This is a genomic window from Streptomyces montanus (genome assembly GCF_005786655.1).
Lineage (GTDB): Bacteria > Actinomycetota > Actinomycetes > Streptomycetales > Streptomycetaceae > Streptomyces > Streptomyces sporangiiformans.
Genome location: NZ_VBZC01000011.1, coordinates 25720 through 46677 on the forward strand (window position 1 = coordinate 25720; position 20958 = coordinate 46677).

Genomic DNA, 20958 nt, shown 5'->3' on the forward strand with positions numbered 1-20958 from the left:
GAGGTCGACCCCCGGGAAAGCAACAACGGGGGGTACGTTACCGCGAACGGGGGACACGGTCGCGCGCCGCCCGGGGCGCTGCGCCGATAAGCCGATCGTATGGGCCTACGGTGCTCACGGATCACGCACCCGTCCCACGCGGAGGTGTCCCCCCGTGCCCAAGCCGCCCCGATCCCCTGCCCGGCCTCCGCGGCAGCGCCCGGCGCGTCCGTCCGTACGACGCAAACAGCCGCGGTGGGTCATGCGCGCGACGACCTCGGTCTCCGTGGTGGTGCTCGCGGCGGCCGGCATCGGGCACGCGTTGGTCACCCGCGTCGATACCGAAATCAAGCGGGTCGACCCCTTCAAGGACATGAAGAACCGGCCCGTGAAGGGCCACGGCATGAACGTCCTGCTGGTCGGCACCGACGAACGGCACAAGATCACACAGGCGGAGAAGAACGAGTACCGGCTCGGCGGCGCCCCCTGCCACTGCACGGACACCATGATGATCGTGCACATCTCGGCGGACCGGAAACGGGCCAGCGTCGTGAGCCTGCCGCGCGACTCATACGCCGAGATGCCCGCGCATACCGACCAAACCACCGGAGAACACCACAAATCGCACCCGGTCAAGCTCAACGCCGCATACGCGGAGGGCGGTCCGCAGTTGACCGTACGCACCGTCGAGGACATGACCCGCCTGAAGATCGACCACTACCTGGAGGTCGACTTCACCAGCTTCATGAAGACGGTGGACGTGCTCAACGGGGTGCGGATCTGTACGGTGCGGCCGCTGAAGGACTCGCACACCGGGCTCAACCTGCCGGCGGGGACGCACGAGCTGAACGGCGGCCAGGCACTCCAGTACGTGCGCTCGCGGTACGTCGACGGCGCCTCCGACCTCGGCCGGATGCAGCGCCAGCAGCGCTTCCTGGCCGCGCTGGTCGAGCGGGCCACGTCGTCCGGAGTTCTGCTGAACCCGGTGAAGTTCCGGGAGCTGACGCACGCCGCGTTCGGATCGGTGCGGGCGGACGAAGGGTTCGGGCCTGACGACATGATCGCTCTGGGGCGGGCGATGCGGAACTTCTCGCCGTCCTCGTCGGAGTTCACGACGGTCCCGCTCGGGCGGATGGGGCACGTCGTGAAGGGCATCGGCTCGACGCTTAAGTGGAACGAGAAGAAGGCGGAACGTCTCTTCCGTGCCATGCGTGAGGACAAGCCGCTCGCCGCGCACCAGGCCAGGGCGCCGAAGACCGTGACCGTCGATGTCGCCCCGCAGCAGATCAGGGTCCAGGTCGAGAACGGCACGAGGATCGCCGGTCTCGGCAAACGCCTCGACAGCGAGCTGCGGGCGACCGGGTTCCATACGACACGTACGCCGGTGAACGCCCGCGAACGTGCCGCGCACCGCACCGTCATCACGTACGACCCCCGCTGGGACCGCTCGGCGACTTCGCTCGCGGCGGCACTGCCGGGCAGCGAGCTGCGGGCGGTCCAGGGGCAGGGGCAGACGTTGAAGGTGATCGCGGGCTTGGACTTCCGGGAGGTGCGGAGGGTACGGGCGGAGGAGCCGGTGCAGCGGGAGTCCGCGGTGGTGAGGGGCGACCAGGTGGTGTGTCCGTAGGTCATGACGGACCACGAGCCGTAATGGACCGCGAGCCGAGATGGACCGCGGGCCGAGATGGACCGCAGACCATGGCGGGGAGTGGCTGAAAACGGTCGGTGGCCTCAGCGGTCGATGAAGGAAGTCGGCTTGCCCGGTATATCGGACTCCGGGGCCGGGGCCTGTTCTGTCAGGGCCTCCACCTTATGCCGGGGCAGGTCGTGCAGTTTGTGCATCAGGTTTGCAACAGGCGTGGTGTGATTTTCCGCCGACTCTTGTGAGGCACACACTCGGGCACTGCACACTGGTGCGCATGAACTTTAGGCCCGAGGGATGGTCCGGAGACAACGGCGGCGACCGTTACGGCCGCGGCAGCGCGAGCGCCCAGCCCGAGGGCGCGCGCGTAATGCGGCAGGTGCGGCGTGGCCCGGGCTCCGGCCCGCGCCCGTCGGCGCCGCCCTACGGCGGGGTACCGCGACAGCCGACCTACAACGACGGGTACGGCTATGACGACGAGCCCGGCGGCGACCGCTACGACAGCGGCTACAACACGGGCCAGGTGTACGGCTCGTCGGGCGGCGGCGGTCCGGACGAGCCCGGCTTCCGCGGCCGGCGTGCGCGGCCCGCGCCGAACTGGGGCCGCCGCATCAAGTGGACCACGATCACATTGGTCACCCTGCTGGTCGTGGTCTCCGTCAGTACGTACTTCTGGGCCGACTCGAAGCTCAAGCGCGAGGTCGACCTGTCGAAGGTGATCGACCGGCCCGAGACGGGCGAGGGCACCAACTTCCTGATCGTCGGCTCCGACAGCCGCGAGGGCCTGTCCGCCGAGGAGAAGAAGAAGCTCCGCACGGGCTCGGCCGAGGGCAAGCGCACGGACTCGATGATGATCCTGCACGTCGGCGACAACGGGAACACGATGATCTCGCTGCCGCGCGACTCGAATGTCACGATCCCGACCTTCAAGGGCTCGGACTCCGGCAAGGTCTACCAGGGCACCGGCCGCCAGGTGAAGCTGAACGCGGCGTACGCGGAGGACGGGCCCGAGCTGCTCGTGCGTACCGTCGAGGCGAACACGGGCCTGCACATCGACCACTACGCGGAGATAGGCTTCGCCGGCTTCGCCAAGATCGTCGACTCGGTGGGCGGCGTGGAGATCGACATCCCCAAGGGCGGCATGAAGGACTCCAAGTCCGGCGCCGACTTCGAGGCGGGCAAGCAGACCCTCAACGGCGAGCAGGCACTGGCCTTCGTCCGTACGCGGTACGCACTGGCGGGCAGCGACCTGGACCGTACGAAGAACCAGCAGAAGTTCCTCTCGGCCCTCGCCAACCAGACCGCGACGCCGTCCACGATCCTCAACCCCTTCAAGCTCTACCCGACCATGGGCGCCGGCCTCGACACCCTCACCGTCGACAAGGACATGTCCCTCTTCGACCTCGCCTCCATGTTCTGGGCCATGAAGGGCATCACCGGCGGCGACGGCAAGTCCATGAACATGCCGATCTCCGGCAACTCCGCCAACGGCAACCTCCAGTGGGACACCGCCAAGGTCAAGACCCTGGTGGGCCAGCTGAAGAACGACGAGAAGGTGACGGTCTCGGGCAACTGAGCCACCTTCACACGCATGTCGAAGGGCCCCGCCGATGTCCCGGCGGGGCCCTTCGGCGTCTGACGTCGCGTTACGGCAGGTTCCTCGCCATGACGATGCGCTGGACCTGGTTCGTGCCTTCGTAGATCTGCGTGATCTTCGCGTCACGCATCATGCGCTCGACCGGGTAGTCACGGGTGTAGCCGTAGCCGCCGAGGAGTTGGACAGCGTCCGTGGTGACCTCCATGGCCACGTCCGAGGCGAAGCACTTGGCGGCGGCGCCCTGGAACGTGAGGTCGCGGTCGCCGCGCTCCGACTTGGCGGCGGCGGCGTACGTCAGCTGGCGGGCGGCCTCGATCTTCATGGCCATGTCGGCGAGCATGAACTGGATGCCCTGGAAGTCGGCGATCGGCTTGCCGAACTGCTTGCGCTCCTGGACGTAGCCCTTGGCGTAGTCGAGGGCGCCCTGTGCGATGCCGAGCGCCTGTGCGGCGATCGTGATGCGGGTGTGGTCCAGGGTCTTCATGGCCGTCGCGAAGCCCGTGCCCTCCTCGCCGATCATGCGGTCGGCGGGGATGCGGACGTTGTCCAGGTACACCTCGCGCGTCGGCGAGCCCTTGATGCCGAGCTTCTTCTCCGGTGCGCCGAAGGAGACGCCTTCGTCCGACTTCTCGACGACGAAGGCGCTGATGCCCTTCGAGCGCTTCGTGGGATCCGTCACGGCCATGACCGTGTAGTACTCGCTCACGCCCGCGTTCGTGATCCAGCGCTTCACGCCGTTCAGGACGTACGAGTCCCCGTCGCGGACCGCCTTCGTCTTCATGCCCGCCGCGTCCGAGCCCGCGTCCGGCTCGGAGAGGCAGTACGAGAACATCCCGTCGCCCTTGGCCAGCGGGGACAGGTACTTCTTCTTCAGGTCCTCCGAGCCGGAGAGGATGACGGGGAGCGAGCCCAGCTTGTTCACCGCCGGTATCAGGGAGGAGGACGCGCAGGCGCGGGCCACCTCCTCGATCACGATCACCGTCGCCAGCGCGTCCGCGCCCGCACCGCCATACGACTCCGGTACGTGCACCGCGTGCAGGTCGTTGGCGACCAGCGCGTCGAGCGCCTCCTGCGGGAAGCGGGCCTCTTCGTCCACGATCGCCGCGTACGGCGCGATCTTCGCCTCGGCGAGCGAACGTATGGCGTCACGGAGCATGTCGTGCTCCTCGGACGGGCGGTACAGGTCGAAATCAGCCGATCCGGCCAAGGTCTCTCACGCTCCAAAGACACTGCGATGCTGACGCTAACTACCGTTAAGTAACTCGAATTTTAGGGGTCCGGCCACGCGAGTGATACGTGAGCTTGACGACAAGTGACAAGTGAGCTTGACGACAACGCGAACGGTCGGCAGGAACGGCAGCGGGCAGGACACGGGAAAGTTGCCCCGTGAGGGGGCGGGCCACGCCCCGACTATGCTCGCTCGGGCAGCTCACCTACGCCCGACACCTACTGGAGCGGACATGGCCTTGAAGATCACCGTGATCGGCACCGGTTATCTCGGTGCCACGCACGCCGCGGCGATGGCCGAACTCGGTTTCGAGGTACTGGGTCTCGATGTCGTTCCCGAGAAGATCGAGATGCTCCAGCGGGGCGAGGTCCCGATGTACGAGCCGGGGCTGGAAGAGCTGCTGCGCAAGCACGTCGCGGGCATCGAAGGGGCCAGCGGGCGGCTGCGGTTCACGATGGACTGGGCCGAGGTCGCGGAGTTCGGCGACGTCCACTTCGTCTGCGTGAACACCCCGCAGAAGCACGGCGAGTACGCGTGCGACATGTCGTACGTCGACGCCGCCTTCGAATCACTCGCCCCGCATCTGACGGGTCCCGCCCTCGTCGTCGGAAAGTCGACCGTGCCCGTCGGTTCGGCGGACCGGCTGGCGGCCCGCCTCGCGGAACTGGCGCCCGCGGGCGAGGACGTCGAACTGGCCTGGAATCCGGAGTTCCTCCGCGAGGGCTTCGCCGTCCAGGACACGCTGCACCCCGACCGCATCGTCGTGGGTGTGCGCGGCGACCGCGCCGAGAAGCTGCTGCGCGAGGTGTACGCGACGCCGATCGCCGAGGGCTCGCCCTTCGTGGTGACCGACTTCCCCACCGCCGAGCTGGTGAAGACCTCGGCGAACTCCTTCCTCGCGACCAAGATCTCCTTCATCAACGCCATGGCCGAGGTGTGCGAGGCCGCGGGCGGCGATGTCGCCAAGCTGGCGGAGGCGATCGGGTACGACGAGCGGATCGGGAAGAAGTTCCTGCGTGCCGGGATCGGTTTCGGCGGCGGCTGTCTGCCGAAGGACATCCGCGCGTTCATGGCCCGGGCCGGCGAGCTGGGCGCCGACCAGGCACTGACCTTCCTGCGCGAGATCGACTCCATCAATATGCGCCAGCGCGGCCAGATGGTGGAGCTGGCCCGCGAGGCGCTCGGCGGCGGGGCGTTCCTCGGCAAGCGGGTCGCGGTGCTCGGCGCGACGTTCAAGCCGGACTCGGACGACGTACGGGATTCTCCCGCCCTGAACGTGGCGGGGCAGATTCATCTCCAGGGCGGTCAGGTCACGGTCTACGACCCCAAGGGAATGGTGAACGCGCGGCGGCTCTTTCCCACGCTGGGGTATGCCGATTCCGCGATCGAGGCAGTACGGGGCGCCGATGTCGTCCTGCATCTCACGGAGTGGCGCGAATTCCGCGAGCTGGATCCGGCGCGGCTCGGCGAGGCCGCCGCGCAGCGGATTCTCCTGGACGGCCGAAATGCCCTGGACCCGGCGGCATGGCGCGCGGCGGGGTGGACCTACCGGGCCATGGGGCGGCCTTCGGCCTGACGGGTCGGCAAGCAGTCGTCGGCGCCTGTCGGCAGCCATCGCTCCATCGGCCTTGTGGCGGTTCGGTATTCGCCCGACATATATTCAACACGGCGCCCCCTCAATGGGTAATCGCATTCGAGTATTGTGTCGGAATTGCTGCACCCGCACCCGAATTCTTCACACTCGAATTGCGGGGATAACGTCGACGTAGCCCGTTCTCACAGCAGGGGTACCCCCGAAAGAGAGCCAGGCAACAGGCGATTAACCGGCGCGTAGCCGCTCCGAATCCGCGCCCCACTCCACTGGTCCGCATTCACTGACCGGAATGACCGGACCATGCCAGGAGTGATCATGCCGTTGTTCCGCAGGGCGGACTGGCCGGGGGATCACCGCGACGAGGCAGTCGCGGGGGTGCTCGTCGGCGCCGTGGTGATCGTGCTCGGTTACGCGTCGGGGATCGGGGCGCCGAACGCGCCCGGGTCCGCCCAGGCCGCCGTCCCGCCCACGTCGCCTCCGGCCGCGACGGCTCCGCCGAGTCAGGCGCCACCGGGGGCCGCGCCGGGCGCGGTACAGCCCGGCGGTCAAGTCCCCGCCGGAACCGGGCAGTTGCCGGTGGGCGGCGTCGAGCTGCCGATCGACGGCGGCAGCGGCGGTCACGCCGGGCACGGTTCCACGGGCGGCGGCTCGGGGCACGGACACGACGGTATGGACACTCCCGCGCCCTCACCGTCCCACTCCACGAGCCCGGAGCGGCCCGACGGCTCCCCCGGCTCTTCCGACGCCGACTGCGAGGACGGCGAGGTACGCCTCCTGAAGCCGCTCCTGACCGGGATCGCGGGATTCGGGGGACAGCTGCTCGGCCTCGTCGGCGGAACGGACGCGGCCAACGCAGGCGCCGCGGACGACACCTCGACGCCCGAGCCGGGACCCTCCCCCTGCGTCGGACTCGCCACGCCGACGGTGACGCCGTGACGGCCCGGCGTCCGCTACTGCTGCTTCTCCTCACCGGACTCCTCTACGGATTCCTCTGCACGACTCCTGCCTCCGCCCACACCGAACTGGTCCGCTCCACCCCCAAGGACGGCGCGGAACTCGACCGCCGGCCGGACCACCTCACTCTCACCTTCGACGAACCGGTCGAGCCCGCCGACGTACGCGTGATGACCATGGCCGGCGACCGGCTGCCGGTGGCCCGTGCGCCGCGCCGAAACGGCGACACCGTGCGGGTCTCCCTGCCCGCAGCCGCCGACGGCCAGTTCGCCGTCACCTGGTCCGTCGTCGACGAGGAGGACGGACATCTCTCCTCCGGGCGGCTCGCCTTCGCCGTCCGCGCCCCGGCCGCACTCCGGGACCACGGCGACGAGGCCGCCCCCGCGCCCTCCCCCTCGGTGCGAAAAGGCCTCGTCGCCGCTCGCTGGACCGGCTATCTCTCGCTGGCCCTCTTCGTCGGTGGGCTGGCCTTCGTCGCGCTGCTGTGGCCACGCGGCGCGGACGAGCGAAGGGCCAGAACACTGCTGACGCTGGCCTGGTCGGCCGGGCTGCTGTCCACCGTCGCGACGATCGGACTGCAGGGCGCGTACGCCGAGTTGGGCGGCCTCCGCGATGCGCTCACCCCGGCGACGTACGCGTCCGTCCTCGCCACCAAGCCGGGCATCGCGCTCGCCGCCCGCGGCCTGCTGTGGGTGCTCGCCGCCGTGGTGCTGACCGCGCTGCTGCAGGGCGGCGGGCGCACCGCCCGCTCGCCGGGCTGGCGTGTGGGCGCCCTCGCCGTCACGCTCGGTCTGCTGCGTACGGCCGGCATGGTGGGCCACAACTCCGAGGGGAACAGGCCCACTTGGGGTGCGGTGGCCGACCTGGTCCACCTGCTCGGCGCGAGCCTGTGGATCGGCGGTCTGGTCATGCTCGCGGTGGCCGTGCTGCCGCGCCGTGACCCCGACGAGCTGGCCCTGGTCGTGCCCGGCTACTCGAAGCTCGCTGGCGCGTCCGTGGCCGCGATCGCCGCCGCCGGGCTGGTGCTGGCCTGGCAGGTCGTGGGCTCGTACGGTGCCCTGCTGCACACCTCGTACGGGCATCTGCTGCTCATCAAGACCGGTGTGCTCGCCGTTGTTCTGCTGGCCGCACAGCGCAGTCGCCAGTGGGTGCGCACGCGTCTCGATCTCGCCGTGCTGCTGCGCGGCGACGCCGCCACCGTGCGGCCCTTCAGCTACTCGGTCGCGGCCGAGACGGGGCTCGTCCTCGTCGTGCTCGCCGTGACGAGTCTCCTGGTCACGGCCGATCCCGGCCGCTGAACTCCCTGGAAAGGAATAGGAGTTGCAGTGATACGAAGCAAAGGAACGGGCGACAGCGAGCGGGACCGCCGGCCCCCGGCCGGAAACCGGGGCCTGGTCGTCGCCGGGCTCGGCGCGGCTCTGGCCGCGGTGCTGAGCCTGGGGCTGCTGCACGCGGCGTCGGGATCCACTACGGCCACCGACTCGACTGCGGGCGCGGCTCAGGCGCCCGCAGCCGCGGCGGCCGAGGCTCAGCCCGCCGCTGCCGCCGCGCCCGATTACCAGATCGACATCATGAACTACAAGTTCGGCGACGGCAAACAGCTCGTCGTCAAGGTCGGCGAGACGGTCCGGTGGACCAACCACGACAGCGTTCCGCACACGGTCACCACGACCAAGGGCCCGAAGAAGTTCGACTCGGGCACGCTGGAACAGGGTGACTCGTGGTCGTACACCTTCACCGCGGCGGGGACGTACGAGTACTACTGCGCGGTGCACCCGGACATGGTCTCGTCCGTGAAGGTCGTCGAGGACGGCAGCGGCGGGACCACGGGCGGCAGCGGCGGGACCACGGGCGGCTCCGGCGGGACCTCGGGCGGTTCGACCGGCGGTTCGTCGGGGGGATCCACCGGCGGATCCAGCTCCGGCGGGTCTTCCGGTGGCGGCACGGGAGGCAGCACCGGCGGTACCTCCGGTGGCGGCAGCGGTGGCGGCTCCGGTGACGACGAGCAGTGCGCCAGCGTCCAGGACGTGCTGCTGCCCATCCTGCAGCACCTCAATTCCGCGCACCTGGAGCGCTCTCCGGGTCAGCAGGTGCAGGACGCGCTCGCGCTGGACGCGTACATCAAGACGCACACGGTGTGGGTCGAGAGCATCCTCATGCCCGCCACGGAGGGCGGGGGCGCCACGCTCGACGACACCCTGAGCGTGTTGCTGAACCACATCAACAAGGCACATCTGGAGCAGTCGCCCGGGCAGCAGATCACCGATCTGCTCAACGCCGACAGCTACGTGAAGATGCACACCATCTGGGCCGAGCAGATGCTCGCCCCCACCGAGAGCTACCTCACCGGCAGCTGCTGACACGGCACACAAGGCGACGCCGGTTCGGCCGAGGCTCAGTCGGCCGAACCGGCGTCCACCCCATTCTCCCACCGCGCCCCACCTCTCCCCGAAGGAGAACCAGGATGACGACCGTCACCCTGCCCGCCGTGCCCCCGCCCCCGCCGGACTCCGACGACAACCCCGACCCGTCGCCGCTGCCACTGCCCGGCCGGTACGCCGTCGCGCCCGGCCGTTCCCTCGTCGAACTCACCGCGTTCTACGGCCCGTTCGCGACCCGTCGGCGCCGCGTCCTGCTCACCGGGGCCGCACTCACGATCCCGAAGGTCCAGGAGGTCCAGGAGGTCCAGGACGCCCAGACCCGGCCCTCGTTCCGTTTCGTCCTCGGCAGCCCCCTGCGCGCCACCCTCACGTCCGAGCACGTCGAACTCCTCGACCACGGGAGGAGGCTGCGGCTGACGGGTGACCTCGAACTGCGCGGTGTCGCCTTCCCCGTACTGCTACGGCTGCGCGTGGTCGAGCGCGCCGACGACCGGCTGCTCGTCGTGGGCACGGCCCGGCTGCCGTACCGGCTTCTGCGGCGTGCCACCGGATTCCGATGGCCCCGGCTGTGCCCGGCCTCCCGGCTGCGGCTGCTCATCGCGGGGGAGTTCGCGTGAGCGCGGCGCGGCGGGCGGTGCTCGGTGTCGTACTCGCCCTGCTGGCCCCGCTCGCCCTGCTCGCCCTGCTGTCGGCCGCACCCGGGCAGGCCTCGGCAGCCTCGCACCAGGTGCTGATGAAGGGGTACGCCTTCGGGCCGAGTGTCCTGACCGTCGACGTCGGCGACACGGTGACCTGGACGAACCAGGACACCGCACCTCACGACGTGAAGACAACCTCCGGACCCGTGTCGTTCCACTCACCGATGCTGGACAAGGGACGGAGCTGGAGCTTCACGTTCACGAAGGCCGGGTCGTACGGCTACTACTGCACGGTCCACCCGGACATGACGGCTCGGATCGTGGTCCGCGCGCCGGCCACCTCGGCGGCGCCCCCACCCACTCACACGCACGCGGAGACCTCCTCGGGTCACCACGGGACCGTGGTGAGTCGGCCGCCGTCCAGTCCGGCGGGCGAAGGGGCTGCCGGCAGCAAGAAGACGAAGGCCCCGAAGGCGGAGTCGCCCTCACCCGGTGTGTCCGTGACCGAGACGGCGGCGGCCGCTCCGGCGTCGAGCGCCGCCGCGGCCCCCGCGGTGCAGCCCGCCGCGTCGGTACGGCCACTCGATCCGCTGCTCGTACTGGCCGGGATCGTGGCCGGAGCGGCCGTGCTGTGCCTGCTCCTGGTGGGCTCGCGGTCGGCGGCCCGGCGAGACGAGGAGCAGCCTGCCGAACCCTGAGCGACATCTCGGACGAGATGCTTACTTCGCGCGATAGCGGCGCATCTTCGCCCGTGCCCCGCACACCGCCATCGAGCACCAGCGGCCGCGGCCCGCCGGGCTGCGGTCGTAGTACGCCCAGTGGCAGTCCGGAGCCTCGCAGGCCTTCAGCCGGAGCCAGGTGCCGGCCGTGACGGCCTCCGCGACGGCCTGGGCCACACGGGAGGCGAGCGGGGCGGGGTCGCCGGCGGGGCGCAGGGCCGCGGAGCCGTCGGCCGGGGAGACGGTGACGACGAGCGGGGCCGAGGCGAGCAGCTCGCCCAGGGGGCGCACCGTGCGGTGGGGCCGGTGGCCCGCGTGCGCCAGGAGCGCGGCACGCAGCGATTCGCGCAGTTCGCGCGCGCTCGGTACGCCGGCCTCCGTCAGGTCCAGCGCCGCGCGCCCCTCGGCCGTGTCCAGGGAATCGACGCCCGACTCGATGTCCAGCGTGTTCACCAGGGACTGGATCAGGAGCAGGCCGCCGGGAGCGGGCGCTCTGTCATTCATGCTTGCGACGTTACCTCTGATGCGGCAGCATGCAGTAACGGTTACCAGTTGGACCCGTATAGGGGTAACCGCACCGAGGAGGAAGTCATGGCTATCGCCAAGCTGGGCGTCGTCGTCCTGGACTGTCCCGATCCGCGTGCCCTCGCCGAGTTCTACGCCGGGATTCTGGGCGGTGAGATCGAGGAGGACGAGGGCTGGGTCGACCTGCGCGTCCCCGGAGGGCACCCGCTGGCGTTCCAGGCCGCCCCCGGCCACGTAGCGCCGAAGTGGCCCGCGCCCGACGGCTCGCAGCAGTTCCATCTGGACCTGACGGTCGAGGACATGGACGCGGCGGAGAAGGAGGTCCTGGCGCTGGGCGCGAAGGTGCTCGACGCGGAGGACCGGAAGCGGACCTGGCGGGTGTACGCGGACCCGGCCGGCCACCCGTTCTGCCTCTGCGCCTCCTGACCGGCCCAGGGCCTGTCCGGCGGATCAGGAGCGGACCCGGCCATGATCCGCCGTGCAGGCCCTAAGCCCTGTCGCACTCCTCGGCCCGCGCCAGCAGCAGCTCGCGCTCGCGCTCGTTGCGGGTGAGTGAGGCCGCCCGTGCGAACTCCGCCCGTGCCTCCGGCGTACGCCCCAGGCGCGTCAGCAGATCGCCGCGCACGCTGGGCAGCAAGTGGTAGCCGCGCAGGGCGGGTTCGGCGGCGAGGGCGTCGACGAGCGCGAGGGCAGGCTCGGGACCCTCGGCCATGGAGACGGCGACGGCCCGGTTCAACTCGACGACGGGGGACGGAATGCGGGCGGCCAGGAACCCGTACAGCGTGGCGATCCGGCCCCAGTCCGTCTCCTCGTACGTGTACGCGTGGGCGTGGCACGCGGCGATGGCGGCCTGGAGGACGTACGGTCCCGGTCCGCCGTTCGAGACGGCCTCCGCGCGGGCGAGGGCGGCGAAACCGCGGCGGATCAGCATGCGGTTCCAGCGGGCCCGGTTCTGGTCCTTGAGCAGGACCAACTCCCCCGACGGTCCGGTGCGCGCCGCCGAGCGCGACGCCTGCAGCTCCAACAGGGCCGCCAGACCGTGCACTTCCGGCTCCTTGGGCATCAACTCGCCCAGCACCCGGGCGAGCCGGAGCGCGTCCTCGCAGAGCGCCGGCCGCAACCAGTCGTCCCCGGCGGTGGCCGCGTACCCCTCGTTGAAGATCAGGTAGATGACCTCGAGCACGGAACCGAGCCGGGCTTCGCGCTCCGGCCCGTACGGCACCTCGAAGGCGACTCCCTTCGCGGCGAGCGTCCGCTTGGCGCGCACGATGCGCTGCGCGATGGTCGCCTCCGGGGAGAGGTAGGCGCGGGCGATCTCGGCGGTGGTCAGTCCGCCGAGCAGCCGCAGCGTGAGGGCGATGCGGGCGTCGGCGGAGAGCACGGGGTGGCAGGCCATGAAGACCAGCCGCAGCAAGTCGTCGTCGATGTCGTCGGGGTCGGACGGCTCGTTCACGTACTCGGAGGCGGAGGCGGACCTTTCCAGGTCGCGGCCCATCTCCTCCAGCTTGCGGGCGTACCGTTCCCGCCGCCGTACGAGATCGATCGCCCGGTGCTTGGCCGTGGCCATGAGCCAGGCGCCGGGGTTGTTCGGGACGCCGTCCCTGGGCCACTGCTCCAGGGCGGCGACCAGCGCGTCCTGCGCGAGTTCCTCGGCGATGCCGACGTCGCGCACGATGCGTGCGACGCCCGCGATGATGCGAGGCGACTCGATGCGGAAGACGGTCTCGGTGGCGCTTTGAGCGGCACCTCTGCGCTGGTCCGGTCCGTGCTGGTCCGGTCCGTGCTGGTCCGGCGGCTCTGCTCTCACGCCACCATCAGACACCCCCGGGGCCGGGCGGCCAAGCTGGTTCAGAGCCGAAGCTCGCCCCGACGTGCGGTCAGGTCACTTCAGCGACGCCCACAGCTCCCGCGCCTCCGGCTCGTCCGCCACCACCCGGTTGGGGTCGGACGGGGCCGTGACCACCGGCATCGTCACCGTCTTGGTGTCGGCCGAGGTAAGGCCCTTCAGGCTCTGGCCCAGGCGCATCAGCTCGGTCAGGGAGTCGAGGCCCGTGTCCGTGGTGAGGCTGCCCGTGACGGTGTCGGCGACGGTGTAGAGCTGGGCGGGACGGGTGAGGAGATCGGTGGCGGAGATCTGGTCCAGCAGGGCCTTCACCAGGGTCTGCTGGAGGCCTATGCGGCCCAGGTCGCTGCCGTCGCCTATGCCGTGGCGGGTGCGGGCGAGGGCCAGTGCCTCAGTGCCGTCCAGGTCGTGGGTGCCCGCCTTCAGGTTCAGGTGGCTCTGCTCGTCGGAGATGTCCTCGTCCGTCGTCACCGTCACGCCGCCCAGCGCGTCGACCAGGTCCGCGAAGCCGGAGAAGTCGATCTCCATGTAGTGGTCCATGCGGACGTTCGTCAGGGACTCCACCGTCTTGACCGCGCAGACCGGACCGCCCACCGAGTACGCGCTGTTGAACATCACGCCGTACGCGACCGGCGTCGAGCCTCCGGACTCCCGCGGGCACGCGGGGCGGGTGACGAGCGTGTCGCGCGGGATGCTCACGATCGTCGCCTCCGTGCGGCCCTCGTCGATGTGAACGACCATCGCCGTGTCGGAGCGGGCACCCGAGCTCGCACCACCGCCACCGAGCGAGGCGTTCCGCTTGCCGCTGCGCGAGTCCGAGCCGAGGACGAGGATGTTCATCGCACCGCTCGGCAGCGACTCGGCCGCGGCGGAGTCGACGCCGGAGCCGGAGTCAGAGCCGGAGCCGGCCGGGGCCGGCGTCACCATCGCCCTCGCCGGACGGTCGTCGCCCAGTGCGCTGTCGATGTCGACGCTCTGGATGTTGCGGTTCAGATGCCAGTAGGCCCATGCCACTCCGGCGGCCGAGACGACGAGGGCGCAACCGAGCACGATTCCGGTGATCTTCAGCAGTCGTGCCCGCCGGTCACCGCGTCGCACGACACCCCCGTTGTCGTCCTCGTGCTCGTCTTCTCCGCTCACACAGAGGAACGTAAGTCCGAATTGTTACGAGCAGGAACCCCTTACCGCCTTTCCTGAGGAAACTCTCATCTTTCGTTGAGTTTCCTCAGACACCTCCGGCTTCTGCGAAATTTTCGGCATCCCACCGACAGCAACTGCTCCGCACCACCAGACTCGTCGCCACCTCCACCTGGGTCACCGTCGGCGGCCGCTCCCCGCGTCCGAGGTCGAGGACGAGCCGGGCCGCCGCCTCGGCCATCTCCGTGAGCGGCTGCCGCACGGTGGTCAGCGGCGGTCCCGCCCAGCGGGCCACGGGGAGGTCGTCGAAGCCGACGACGCTGAGATCCTCCGGGATGCGAAGCCCAAGCTCACGGGCCGCCTCGTACAGCCCGAGGGCCTGCAGGTCGTTGCCCGCGAAGACCGCGGACGGGCGGTTGGGCAGCCGCAGCAGCTCCAGCCCGGCCCGGTGGCCGGCCTCGTGGTGGAAGTCGCCCGCCCGGATCAGCGAGGGGTCCACGGGCAGCCCGGCCGTTTCGAGCGCGGCCCGGTAGCCGTCGAGACGCGCCCGGCTGCACATCATCTGCAAGGGCCCGCTGATCACGCCGATCCGCCGGTGACCGAGGTACACGAGATGCCGGGTCGCGGCCAGCCCACCCTGCCAGTTGGTGGCGCCGACGGACGGCACGTCGTCGCCGGGGTCGCCCGCCGGATCCATCACCACGAACGGAATGGAACGGCTGGTCAGCAGCGCCCGATGGGACTCGCCGAGCCCGCTCAGGACGAGCACGACACCGTGCGGCCGCCGGGCCGCGACCTGGTCGGCCCAGGTACGCCCGGGGGTGGGCCGGCCCGCGCTCTCGGAGAGCACCACGCTCAGGCCCTCGCCCCGCGCGACATTCTCGACGCCCCGGATGACCTCCAACGCCCAGGCGCTCTCCAGCTCGTGGAAGACCAGGTCGATCAGAGGCGACCGGGACGCCTCGGCCCGGCGGCGCCGATAGCCGTGCCGGCGCAGGAGCTCCTCGACCCGGGTCCGGGTCGCCGGTGCCACATCGGCACGACCGTTGAGCACCTTCGAAACAGTCGGAGCAGAGACTCCCGCCGCTCTGGCGATCTCGGCGAGCGTCGCGGGCTGGGACACGGCGTGAGCCGGGCGCTTCATGACCACGCCCATCTCATTTCACCCGTACTTCGCACCGCATCCGCCGCTCCCGGCCCACGACCCGCTCCGGCCCGGTCAGCGTCACCGGCACCGCATACCGCACATCACCCTCGGCGCAGGACGCGGCCAACCGCAGCTCCAGCGCTCCGGGTTCGACGATCCGGTCACCTTCCGGGCCCGTGTACGCGGCCATGTCCGCCGGAAACGTGAAGTGGACCTCCGCCGACGCCCCCGCCTCCAGCGGCACGCGCGCATAGCCCACAAGACGGGCCACCGGGCGGGCCACCTTGCCGACCGGGTCATGGAGATAGAGCTGGACCACCTCCGCGCCGGGCCGCGACCCGCTGTTGCGCACCGTCAGGCGCAGCGTGGTCTCGCCGTCCGTCGGGAACGAGTCGTCGTCGACCGACGGTGTCTGCCAGTCGTACGTCGTGTAGGACAGCCCGTGTCCGAACGGGAACAGCGGTGTGGGGTCGAGGTTGCTCGCCTCTCCTCGTTGTCCGAGCGGCGGCGCGAGATACGTCCACGGCTGCCCGGCGGGGTCGCGCGGCACGCTCACCGGAAGCCGCCCGGACGGATTGACCCGCCCCGACAGGACGCCCGCCACCGCGGGTCCTCCCTCCTCGCCGGGGAAGAACGCCTGCACCACCGCCGCGACCCGGTCCGCCCAGCGCCCGAGCGCGTACGGGCGGCCCGACAGCACGACCAGCACGACCGGCGTTCCCGACGCCAGCGCCTCGTCCACCAACTCACCCTGCCCCTCGGGCAGTTCGAGGTCCGCCGCGTCGCACCCCTCCCCCGACGTGCCGCGCCCGAACAGCCCCGACCGGTCGCCGACCGCGACCACGCACACCTCGGCCGCCGCCGGATCGTCCACGAAGTCCGCGTCCGGCAGCTCCGCGCGCAGCGCTTCGAGCAGCGTCGGCACGGCGACGCCCATCGGTACCTCGGGGTGGTCCAGGAGGACATGGCGGGGGAACGTGTAGCAGCCGAGCATGGCCGCCGGGTCGTCGGCGTGCGGGCCGAGGACCGCGATACGCCGCGCCTCGGAGGCGGCGAGCGGCAGGATGCCGTCGTTGGCCAGCAGGACGACCGACTCCTGGGCCAACTGCCCTGCCAGGGCCCGCATGGCGGGCGGGTCGAAATCCACCGGGTCGGACGAGACCAGATCGGACGAGGGACCGGGCGGCGCCCAGTCCGGATCCAGCAGACCCGCCTCGCACTTCTGTGTCAGGACCCGCAGCACCGCCCGGTCCACCAGCTCCTCGTCCAGCGGTCCCGCTCCGAAGCACCGCACCGCCGGCAGTTCCACGTCCACGCCCGCCGCGAGCGCGAGCGACGCCGCCCCCGCCGGGGAGTCCGTGAGCTGGTGCGCCGCCTCAAGGAAGGACACGCCGAAGTAGTCGGAGACGACCGTGCCGGTGAACTCCCACTGTTCCCGCAGAAGTTCGGTGAGCAGTCCGCGGTGCGCGTGCGCGGGCAGCCCGTCGATGTCGTTGTACGCCGCCATCACCGACCGTGCGCCGCCCTCCCGTACGGCCATCTCGAACGGCGCCAGGATGACGTCCGCCAGTTCGCGCGGGCCGATCGAGGCGGGCGCGTGGTTGCGGGCGCCGCGTGAGGCCGAGTAGCCCGCGAAGTGCTTGAGCGTGGCGACGATGCCCGCCGCCTCCAGCCCCTGGACGTAGGCGGTGCCGACCGTCGCCACGAGGTAGGGGTCCTCGCCGATCGACTCCTCCGTACGGCCCCAGCGCGGATCCCGTACGACATCGAGGACGGGCGCCAGACCCTGGTGGATGCCGACCGACCGCATGGAGGCGCCGATCGCCGACGCCATCTCCTTCACCAGCGCCGGGTCGAAGCTGGCGCCCCAGGCGAGCGGCGTGGGGAAGACCGTCGCCTGCCAGGCGGTGAAGCCGGTGAGGCACTCCTCGTGCGCGAGGGCGGGCAGCCGGAAGCGGTTCGCGGCACGGACGCGTTCCTGGAGGGACGCCAGCCGGGCGGCGCCCTTGGCGGGATCGACCGGCGCCGTGCCGAAGGGCCGGGTCAGCTGGCCGAGGCCGTGCGGCAGCAGCTCGGTGAGGTCCACGTCCTCGGACATCGCGTGCTGCAGCGGGGCCATGTCGCCGCCCGGGGTCGAGTTCGAGCCGGGCCAGACGCCGTAGAGCTGGGCGATCTTCTCCTGCGGGGTCATGCGGGCGAGCAGGTCGGCGGCGCGGGCGCCGGCGGGCAGAGCCGGGTCCTGCCAGGGCTCGGTCATGTGACTCCTCACATCCAGAGGGGAATTCGGCAAGGTCAGCCCTTGGTCGCGCCGAGCGTGATGCCACCGATCAACTGACGCTCGGCGACCGCGTAGAAGGCCAGGGCGGGTGCCATGGCGAGGACCAGATACGCGAAGATGCGGGCCACATCGGAGGAGTACTGGCCCTGGAACTGCTGGATGCCGACCGGGATCGTCCACCAGGTGGGTTCGCTGAAGACGAGCAGCGGCAGCAGGAAGTTGTTCCAGCTCCCCACGATGGCGAGGACGGAGACCGTGCCGAGGGCCGGGCGCGCCAGCGGCAGCAGGATGCGCCAGAAGAAACCGAAGGTCGAGCAGCCGTCGAGTGTCGCGGCCTCCTCCAGTTCCCCGGGTATCTCCCGGAAGAAGCCGCGCAGGATGACGATCGTCATGGGCAGGCCGAAGGCCGCCTGGGGCAGGATCACGCCCCACGGGTTGTCCAGGAGCCCGAAGGTGCGCAGCAGGATGAACAGCGGCAGGATCGCCACCGCGAAGGGGAACATCAGCCCCATCGTGAAGACGGTGAACAGCAACTCCCGTCCCCGGAAGGCGAACCGGGCCAGCGCGTACGCGGCGAGCGCCGCCGCCCCCACCGTCAGCACGGCGGTGGCCAGGGCGATCACGGTGCTGCTGCCGATGGACCGCCAGAACGCGCCCGAGCCGAGCAGTGACGTGTAGTTGGAGGTCACCCACGGGTCCGGAAGGCCGAAGGTGTTGCCGGACAGCTGGTCGGTCGACTTGAAGCCGGAGACAAGGGCGTACAGGAGCGGGGTGACCATGAAGACGCCGACCGCCCAGAGGACCACGTACACGGGGACGGTGCGCAGCCTCCGGCGCCGCCGCACGCTCTTCGGCACGTGGGCCGGGACGCGCGGCGGTGCGCTCTTGGCCCCGGTCACGCTCGTCGACGCGCTCATCGTTTGGCTCGCATGGTGGTGATGGCTCCTTCGGTGTCGCGGCGCAGCACGAAGCGCTGGTAGGCGAGGGCGAAGACGAGGCTGATCAGGAACATCGCCACGCTGATGGCACTGGCATAGCCCATCTGGTAGCGCTTGAAGCCGTACTGGAAGAGGCTGATGACCATGGTCTCGGAGGCGTGGTCGGGGCCGCCCGAAGTGATCACCCACACCAGGTCGAAGAGCTGGATGGCGCCGATCACGGACAGGAAGACGCTGATCCGGAGGGTCGGCGCGAGCAGCGGCAGCGTGATGTGCCGGAAGCGCTGCCAGGCGCCGGCGCCGTCGATGCGCGCCGCCTCGTGCAACTCGGCCGGGATGCCCTGCAGACCCGCCAGGTACAGCATCATGTGGAAGCCGAAGTACTTCCAGGTCATGACGAGGAAGAGCGTGGGCAGGACGGAGTCCTGGCCGGCGAACCAGTCCCCGCCCAGCCCGCCGAACCCGATCGCGTCGAGGGTTTTGTCGGCGAGCCCTTCACCCGGCGCGAAGATCATGCTGAACAGCACACCGGTGATGACCTCGGACAGGATGTACGGCGCGAAGAACAGCATCCGGTAGACGGCCCGGCCGCGCAGCCTCTGGTTCAGCAACACGGCCATCGCGAGCGCGAACGGCAGTTGAAGGACGATGGAGAACGCGATGAGCAGGACGCCGCGCCACAGGTCGCCCAGGAACACCGGGTCGTCGAGGAGCCGGGTGTAGTTGTCGAACCCCACGCTGTCCGAAGGCGTTCCGAATCCACCCCAGTTGAAGAAGCTGATGTAGAACGCGTAGCCCATCGGCACGAGCACGAGCAGGCCGAACAGGACGAGGGCCGGGACGGTGAAGACGAAGGCCGACAGCCAGTCACGCACCCGGCGCAGGGCAGGCCGCCGGGCGGCCGGGCCGGGTGAATCGGGCGCCGGGCGGGGAGACTTGCCGGCGTCCGGCGCGTAGGTCGGCGATGAAGTGATCGAGGTCGGGGTAGAGGTCGGATGCGTCATCGGCCGCCGCTAGCCCTCGCTCTTGGCGACCTGCGTGACCGAACGCGTCACCTGCTCGGGCGACTTGGAGCCCGCGAGGAGCGCGGCGACGCTGTCGTTGATCTCCTGGCCGACCGCGGGGGCGTAGGCCTGGTCGAGGTAGAGCTGGAAGCCGGTGGACTTGTTCAGTGCGTCCGAGACGGCGGTGAGGTTGGGATCCGTCAGCGCGCCCTCGGCGGCCTTGGACACCGGTATCAGCCCGGTCTCCTTGACGAGCTTCTCGGCGAACTCCTTCTCCGCGAAGAACTTCAGGAACTCCACCGCCGCCTCCGGCGCGCCCTTGCGCACCGCGTGGCCGCCGCCCCCGCCGAACACCTCGGTGAGCGCGCCCTTGCCGCCCTCCACGCCGGGGAAGGAGAAGAAGCCGAGGTCCTTGCCGATGCCCTTGCCCGAGTCGTTCTGGACGACCGGCGCCCACTGGCCCATCAGTTCCATGGCCGCCTTGCCGTTGCCCATCGTGGCCGCCTCGCCGGTGGGCGTGGAGTAGGCGGCGCCGAGGAAGCCCTTCTGGAAGGGCTTGAGGGCGACGAGTTCCTTGAGGTGCTCGCCGGCCTTGACGAAGTCCTCACCGGTAAAGTCGGCGTCGTCGGAGGCCTTCTGCATCGCCTCCAGGCCCGCGACACGCATCGAGAGGTACGCCCAGTAGTACATGCCGGGCCACTTCTCCTTGCCGGCCAGGGCGATGGGCGTGATCCCCTCGTCCTTGAGGGCCTGGACGGCGTCGAGGTAGCCGGACCAGGTGGTGGGCGGGGTGTCGATGCCGGCCTGCTTGAAGAGCGCCTTGTTGTACCAGAAGCCGACCATGCCGATGTCGAAGGGGACGGCGTACGCCCTGTCCTCGAACCGGTAGGCCTCGACCGCGGCGGGCATGAAGTCCTTCGTCCAGGACGCGACCTTGTCCGTCAGGTCCTCGACCAGACCCGCGTCGATCTGCTGCTTGAGGACGCCACCGCCCCACGTGTGGTAGATGTCCGGCAGCTTCCCGGAGGCGGTCTGCGCGGTCATCTTGGACTTGTACGCCTCGTTCTCCAGCGTCACGATCTTGATCTTCACGTCGGGATGCGCGGCCTCGAACTCCCTGGCCCGCTGGGCCCACAGCTTCTTCGCGGGCTGGGTGGTGGTGATGTTCCACCACTCGATCTCGGTCTTGCCCGAGCTGTTCCCGCCGTCCGAGGAACCGCACGCGCTCAGGGCGGCCGCCCCCAGGCCGGTCGCCGCGGAGGCCGCCAGGAATCCGCGGCGGGAGAGTGAGGTGTTGCCCAACGCTCGCATCGCACACCTTCCGGAAGGTTGCCCGAAAATTATCGGTTAAGTG

At 70.2% G+C, this 20958-nt stretch carries 18 protein-coding genes; 9 read left to right on the forward strand and 9 right to left on the reverse strand.

Going from position 1 to position 20958, the window contains the following annotated elements:
- Positions 1-154: 154 nt before the first annotated feature.
- Together FE633_RS11820 and FE633_RS11825 are read left to right on the forward strand one after the other, a co-directional pair.
- Complete coding sequence (locus tag FE633_RS11820) at positions 155-1606, forward strand: LCP family protein (protein ID WP_484422046.1); 1452 nt, start codon at positions 155-157, stop codon at positions 1604-1606.
- A gap of 292 nt (positions 1607-1898) precedes the next feature.
- On the forward strand, positions 1899-3197 hold the full coding sequence (locus FE633_RS11825; protein ID WP_138045094.1) for an LCP family protein: 1299 nt from the start codon (positions 1899-1901) through the stop codon (positions 3195-3197).
- Positions 3198-3267: 70 nt separating this feature from the next.
- Here FE633_RS11825 and FE633_RS11830 read toward each other — a convergent pair whose 3' ends face one another.
- On the reverse strand, positions 3268-4425 hold the full coding sequence (locus tag FE633_RS11830; RefSeq protein ID WP_138045095.1) for an acyl-CoA dehydrogenase: 1158 nt from the start codon (positions 4423-4425) through the stop codon (positions 3268-3270).
- A gap of 253 nt (positions 4426-4678) precedes the next feature.
- Between FE633_RS11830 and FE633_RS11835 the strand changes: the two genes are divergently transcribed.
- The 6 genes from FE633_RS11835 (at position 4679) to FE633_RS11860 (ending at position 10711) form a co-directional block, all read left to right on the forward strand.
- The gene (locus FE633_RS11835; RefSeq protein ID WP_138045096.1) at positions 4679-6022 is read left to right on the forward strand and encodes a UDP-glucose dehydrogenase family protein; all 1344 of its coding nucleotides are present in this window, start codon (positions 4679-4681) and stop codon (positions 6020-6022) included.
- A gap of 333 nt (positions 6023-6355) precedes the next feature.
- Entirely contained in the window at positions 6356-6976 is a 621-nt protein-coding gene (locus FE633_RS11840; RefSeq protein ID WP_138045097.1) for a hypothetical protein, read from the forward strand.
- Positions 6973-8292, forward strand: coding sequence for a copper resistance CopC/CopD family protein (locus tag FE633_RS11845; protein ID WP_138045098.1), 1320 nt, complete (start codon positions 6973-6975; stop codon positions 8290-8292). The genes FE633_RS11840 and FE633_RS11845 overlap by 4 nt, the downstream gene beginning before the upstream one ends.
- A gap of 27 nt (positions 8293-8319) precedes the next feature.
- A complete protein-coding gene (locus FE633_RS11850; protein ID WP_212747205.1) occupies positions 8320-9354 on the forward strand; it encodes a cupredoxin domain-containing protein in 1035 nt (344 codons plus the stop codon).
- Between the two features lie 104 nt (positions 9355-9458).
- Positions 9459-9992, forward strand: coding sequence for a hypothetical protein (locus tag FE633_RS11855; RefSeq protein WP_138045099.1), 534 nt, complete (start codon positions 9459-9461; stop codon positions 9990-9992).
- Positions 9989-10711, forward strand: coding sequence for a cupredoxin domain-containing protein (locus FE633_RS11860; RefSeq protein ID WP_246113567.1), 723 nt, complete (start codon positions 9989-9991; stop codon positions 10709-10711). Before FE633_RS11855 ends, FE633_RS11860 begins: the two co-directional genes overlap by 4 nt.
- A gap of 21 nt (positions 10712-10732) precedes the next feature.
- Here the strand turns inward: FE633_RS11860 and FE633_RS11865 are convergent, their stop codons facing one another.
- Positions 10733-11236 carry a CGNR zinc finger domain-containing protein gene (locus tag FE633_RS11865; RefSeq protein WP_138045101.1) on the reverse strand — a complete coding sequence of 168 codons (504 nt, stop codon included), beginning with the start codon at positions 11234-11236 and terminating at the stop codon, positions 10733-10735.
- Between the two features lie 87 nt (positions 11237-11323).
- Between FE633_RS11865 and FE633_RS11870 the strand changes: the two genes are divergently transcribed.
- Entirely contained in the window at positions 11324-11683 is a 360-nt protein-coding gene (locus FE633_RS11870) for a VOC family protein (RefSeq protein ID WP_138045102.1), read from the forward strand.
- 61 nt (positions 11684-11744) lie between these two features.
- Here FE633_RS11870 and FE633_RS11875 read toward each other — a convergent pair whose 3' ends face one another.
- The 7 genes from FE633_RS11875 to FE633_RS11905 all read right to left on the reverse strand — a co-directional run bounded on the left by FE633_RS11875 (position 11745) and on the right by FE633_RS11905 (position 20906).
- A complete protein-coding gene (locus tag FE633_RS11875; protein ID WP_246113577.1) occupies positions 11745-12968 on the reverse strand; it encodes an RNA polymerase sigma factor in 1224 nt (407 codons plus the stop codon).
- Between the two features lie 171 nt (positions 12969-13139).
- On the reverse strand, positions 13140-14240 hold the full coding sequence (locus tag FE633_RS11880) for an LCP family protein (protein ID WP_138045104.1): 1101 nt from the start codon (positions 14238-14240) through the stop codon (positions 13140-13142).
- Positions 14241-14325: 85 nt separating this feature from the next.
- Positions 14326-15381 carry a LacI family DNA-binding transcriptional regulator gene (locus tag FE633_RS11885; protein WP_246113568.1) on the reverse strand — a complete coding sequence of 352 codons (1056 nt, stop codon included), beginning with the start codon at positions 15379-15381 and terminating at the stop codon, positions 14326-14328.
- 13 nt (positions 15382-15394) lie between these two features.
- Positions 15395-17641, reverse strand: a complete 2247-nt coding sequence (locus FE633_RS11890; protein ID WP_138045106.1) for a beta-xylosidase/alpha-l-arabinosidase — start codon at positions 17639-17641, stop codon at positions 15395-15397.
- 35 nt (positions 17642-17676) lie between these two features.
- A complete protein-coding gene (locus FE633_RS11895; protein WP_138045107.1) occupies positions 17677-18579 on the reverse strand; it encodes a carbohydrate ABC transporter permease in 903 nt (300 codons plus the stop codon).
- Complete coding sequence (locus tag FE633_RS11900) at positions 18576-19604, reverse strand: carbohydrate ABC transporter permease (protein WP_138045108.1); 1029 nt, start codon at positions 19602-19604, stop codon at positions 18576-18578. Before FE633_RS11900 ends, FE633_RS11895 begins: the two co-directional genes overlap by 4 nt.
- Before the next feature lie 9 nt (positions 19605-19613).
- A complete protein-coding gene (locus FE633_RS11905; RefSeq protein ID WP_138045222.1) occupies positions 19614-20906 on the reverse strand; it encodes an extracellular solute-binding protein in 1293 nt (430 codons plus the stop codon).
- Positions 20907-20958 lie beyond the last annotated feature (52 nt).

Excerpts from the sequence above, each read along its gene's own strand:
- FE633_RS11855 (WP_138045099.1), top strand. The coding sequence starts at position 9,459 with ATGACGACCGTCACCCTGCCCGCCGTGCCCCCGCCCCCGCCGGACTCC.
- FE633_RS11840 (WP_138045097.1), top strand. The coding sequence starts at position 6,356 with ATGCCGTTGTTCCGCAGGGCGGACTGGCCGGGGGATCACCGCGACGAG.
- FE633_RS11900 (WP_138045108.1), bottom strand. The coding sequence starts at position 19,604 with ATGACGCATCCGACCTCTACCCCGACCTCGATCACTTCATCGCCGACC.
- FE633_RS11865 (WP_138045101.1), bottom strand. The coding sequence starts at position 11,236 with ATGAATGACAGAGCGCCCGCTCCCGGCGGCCTGCTCCTGATCCAGTCC.
- FE633_RS11835 (WP_138045096.1), top strand. The coding sequence starts at position 4,679 with ATGGCCTTGAAGATCACCGTGATCGGCACCGGTTATCTCGGTGCCACG.
- FE633_RS11870 (WP_138045102.1), top strand. The coding sequence starts at position 11,324 with ATGGCTATCGCCAAGCTGGGCGTCGTCGTCCTGGACTGTCCCGATCCG.
- FE633_RS11825 (WP_138045094.1), top strand. The coding sequence starts at position 1,899 with ATGAACTTTAGGCCCGAGGGATGGTCCGGAGACAACGGCGGCGACCGT.
- FE633_RS11885 (WP_246113568.1), bottom strand. The coding sequence starts at position 15,381 with ATGAAGCGCCCGGCTCACGCCGTGTCCCAGCCCGCGACGCTCGCCGAG.
- FE633_RS11890 (WP_138045106.1), bottom strand. The coding sequence starts at position 17,641 with ATGACCGAGCCCTGGCAGGACCCGGCTCTGCCCGCCGGCGCCCGCGCC.
- FE633_RS11895 (WP_138045107.1), bottom strand. The coding sequence starts at position 18,579 with ATGAGCGCGTCGACGAGCGTGACCGGGGCCAAGAGCGCACCGCCGCGC.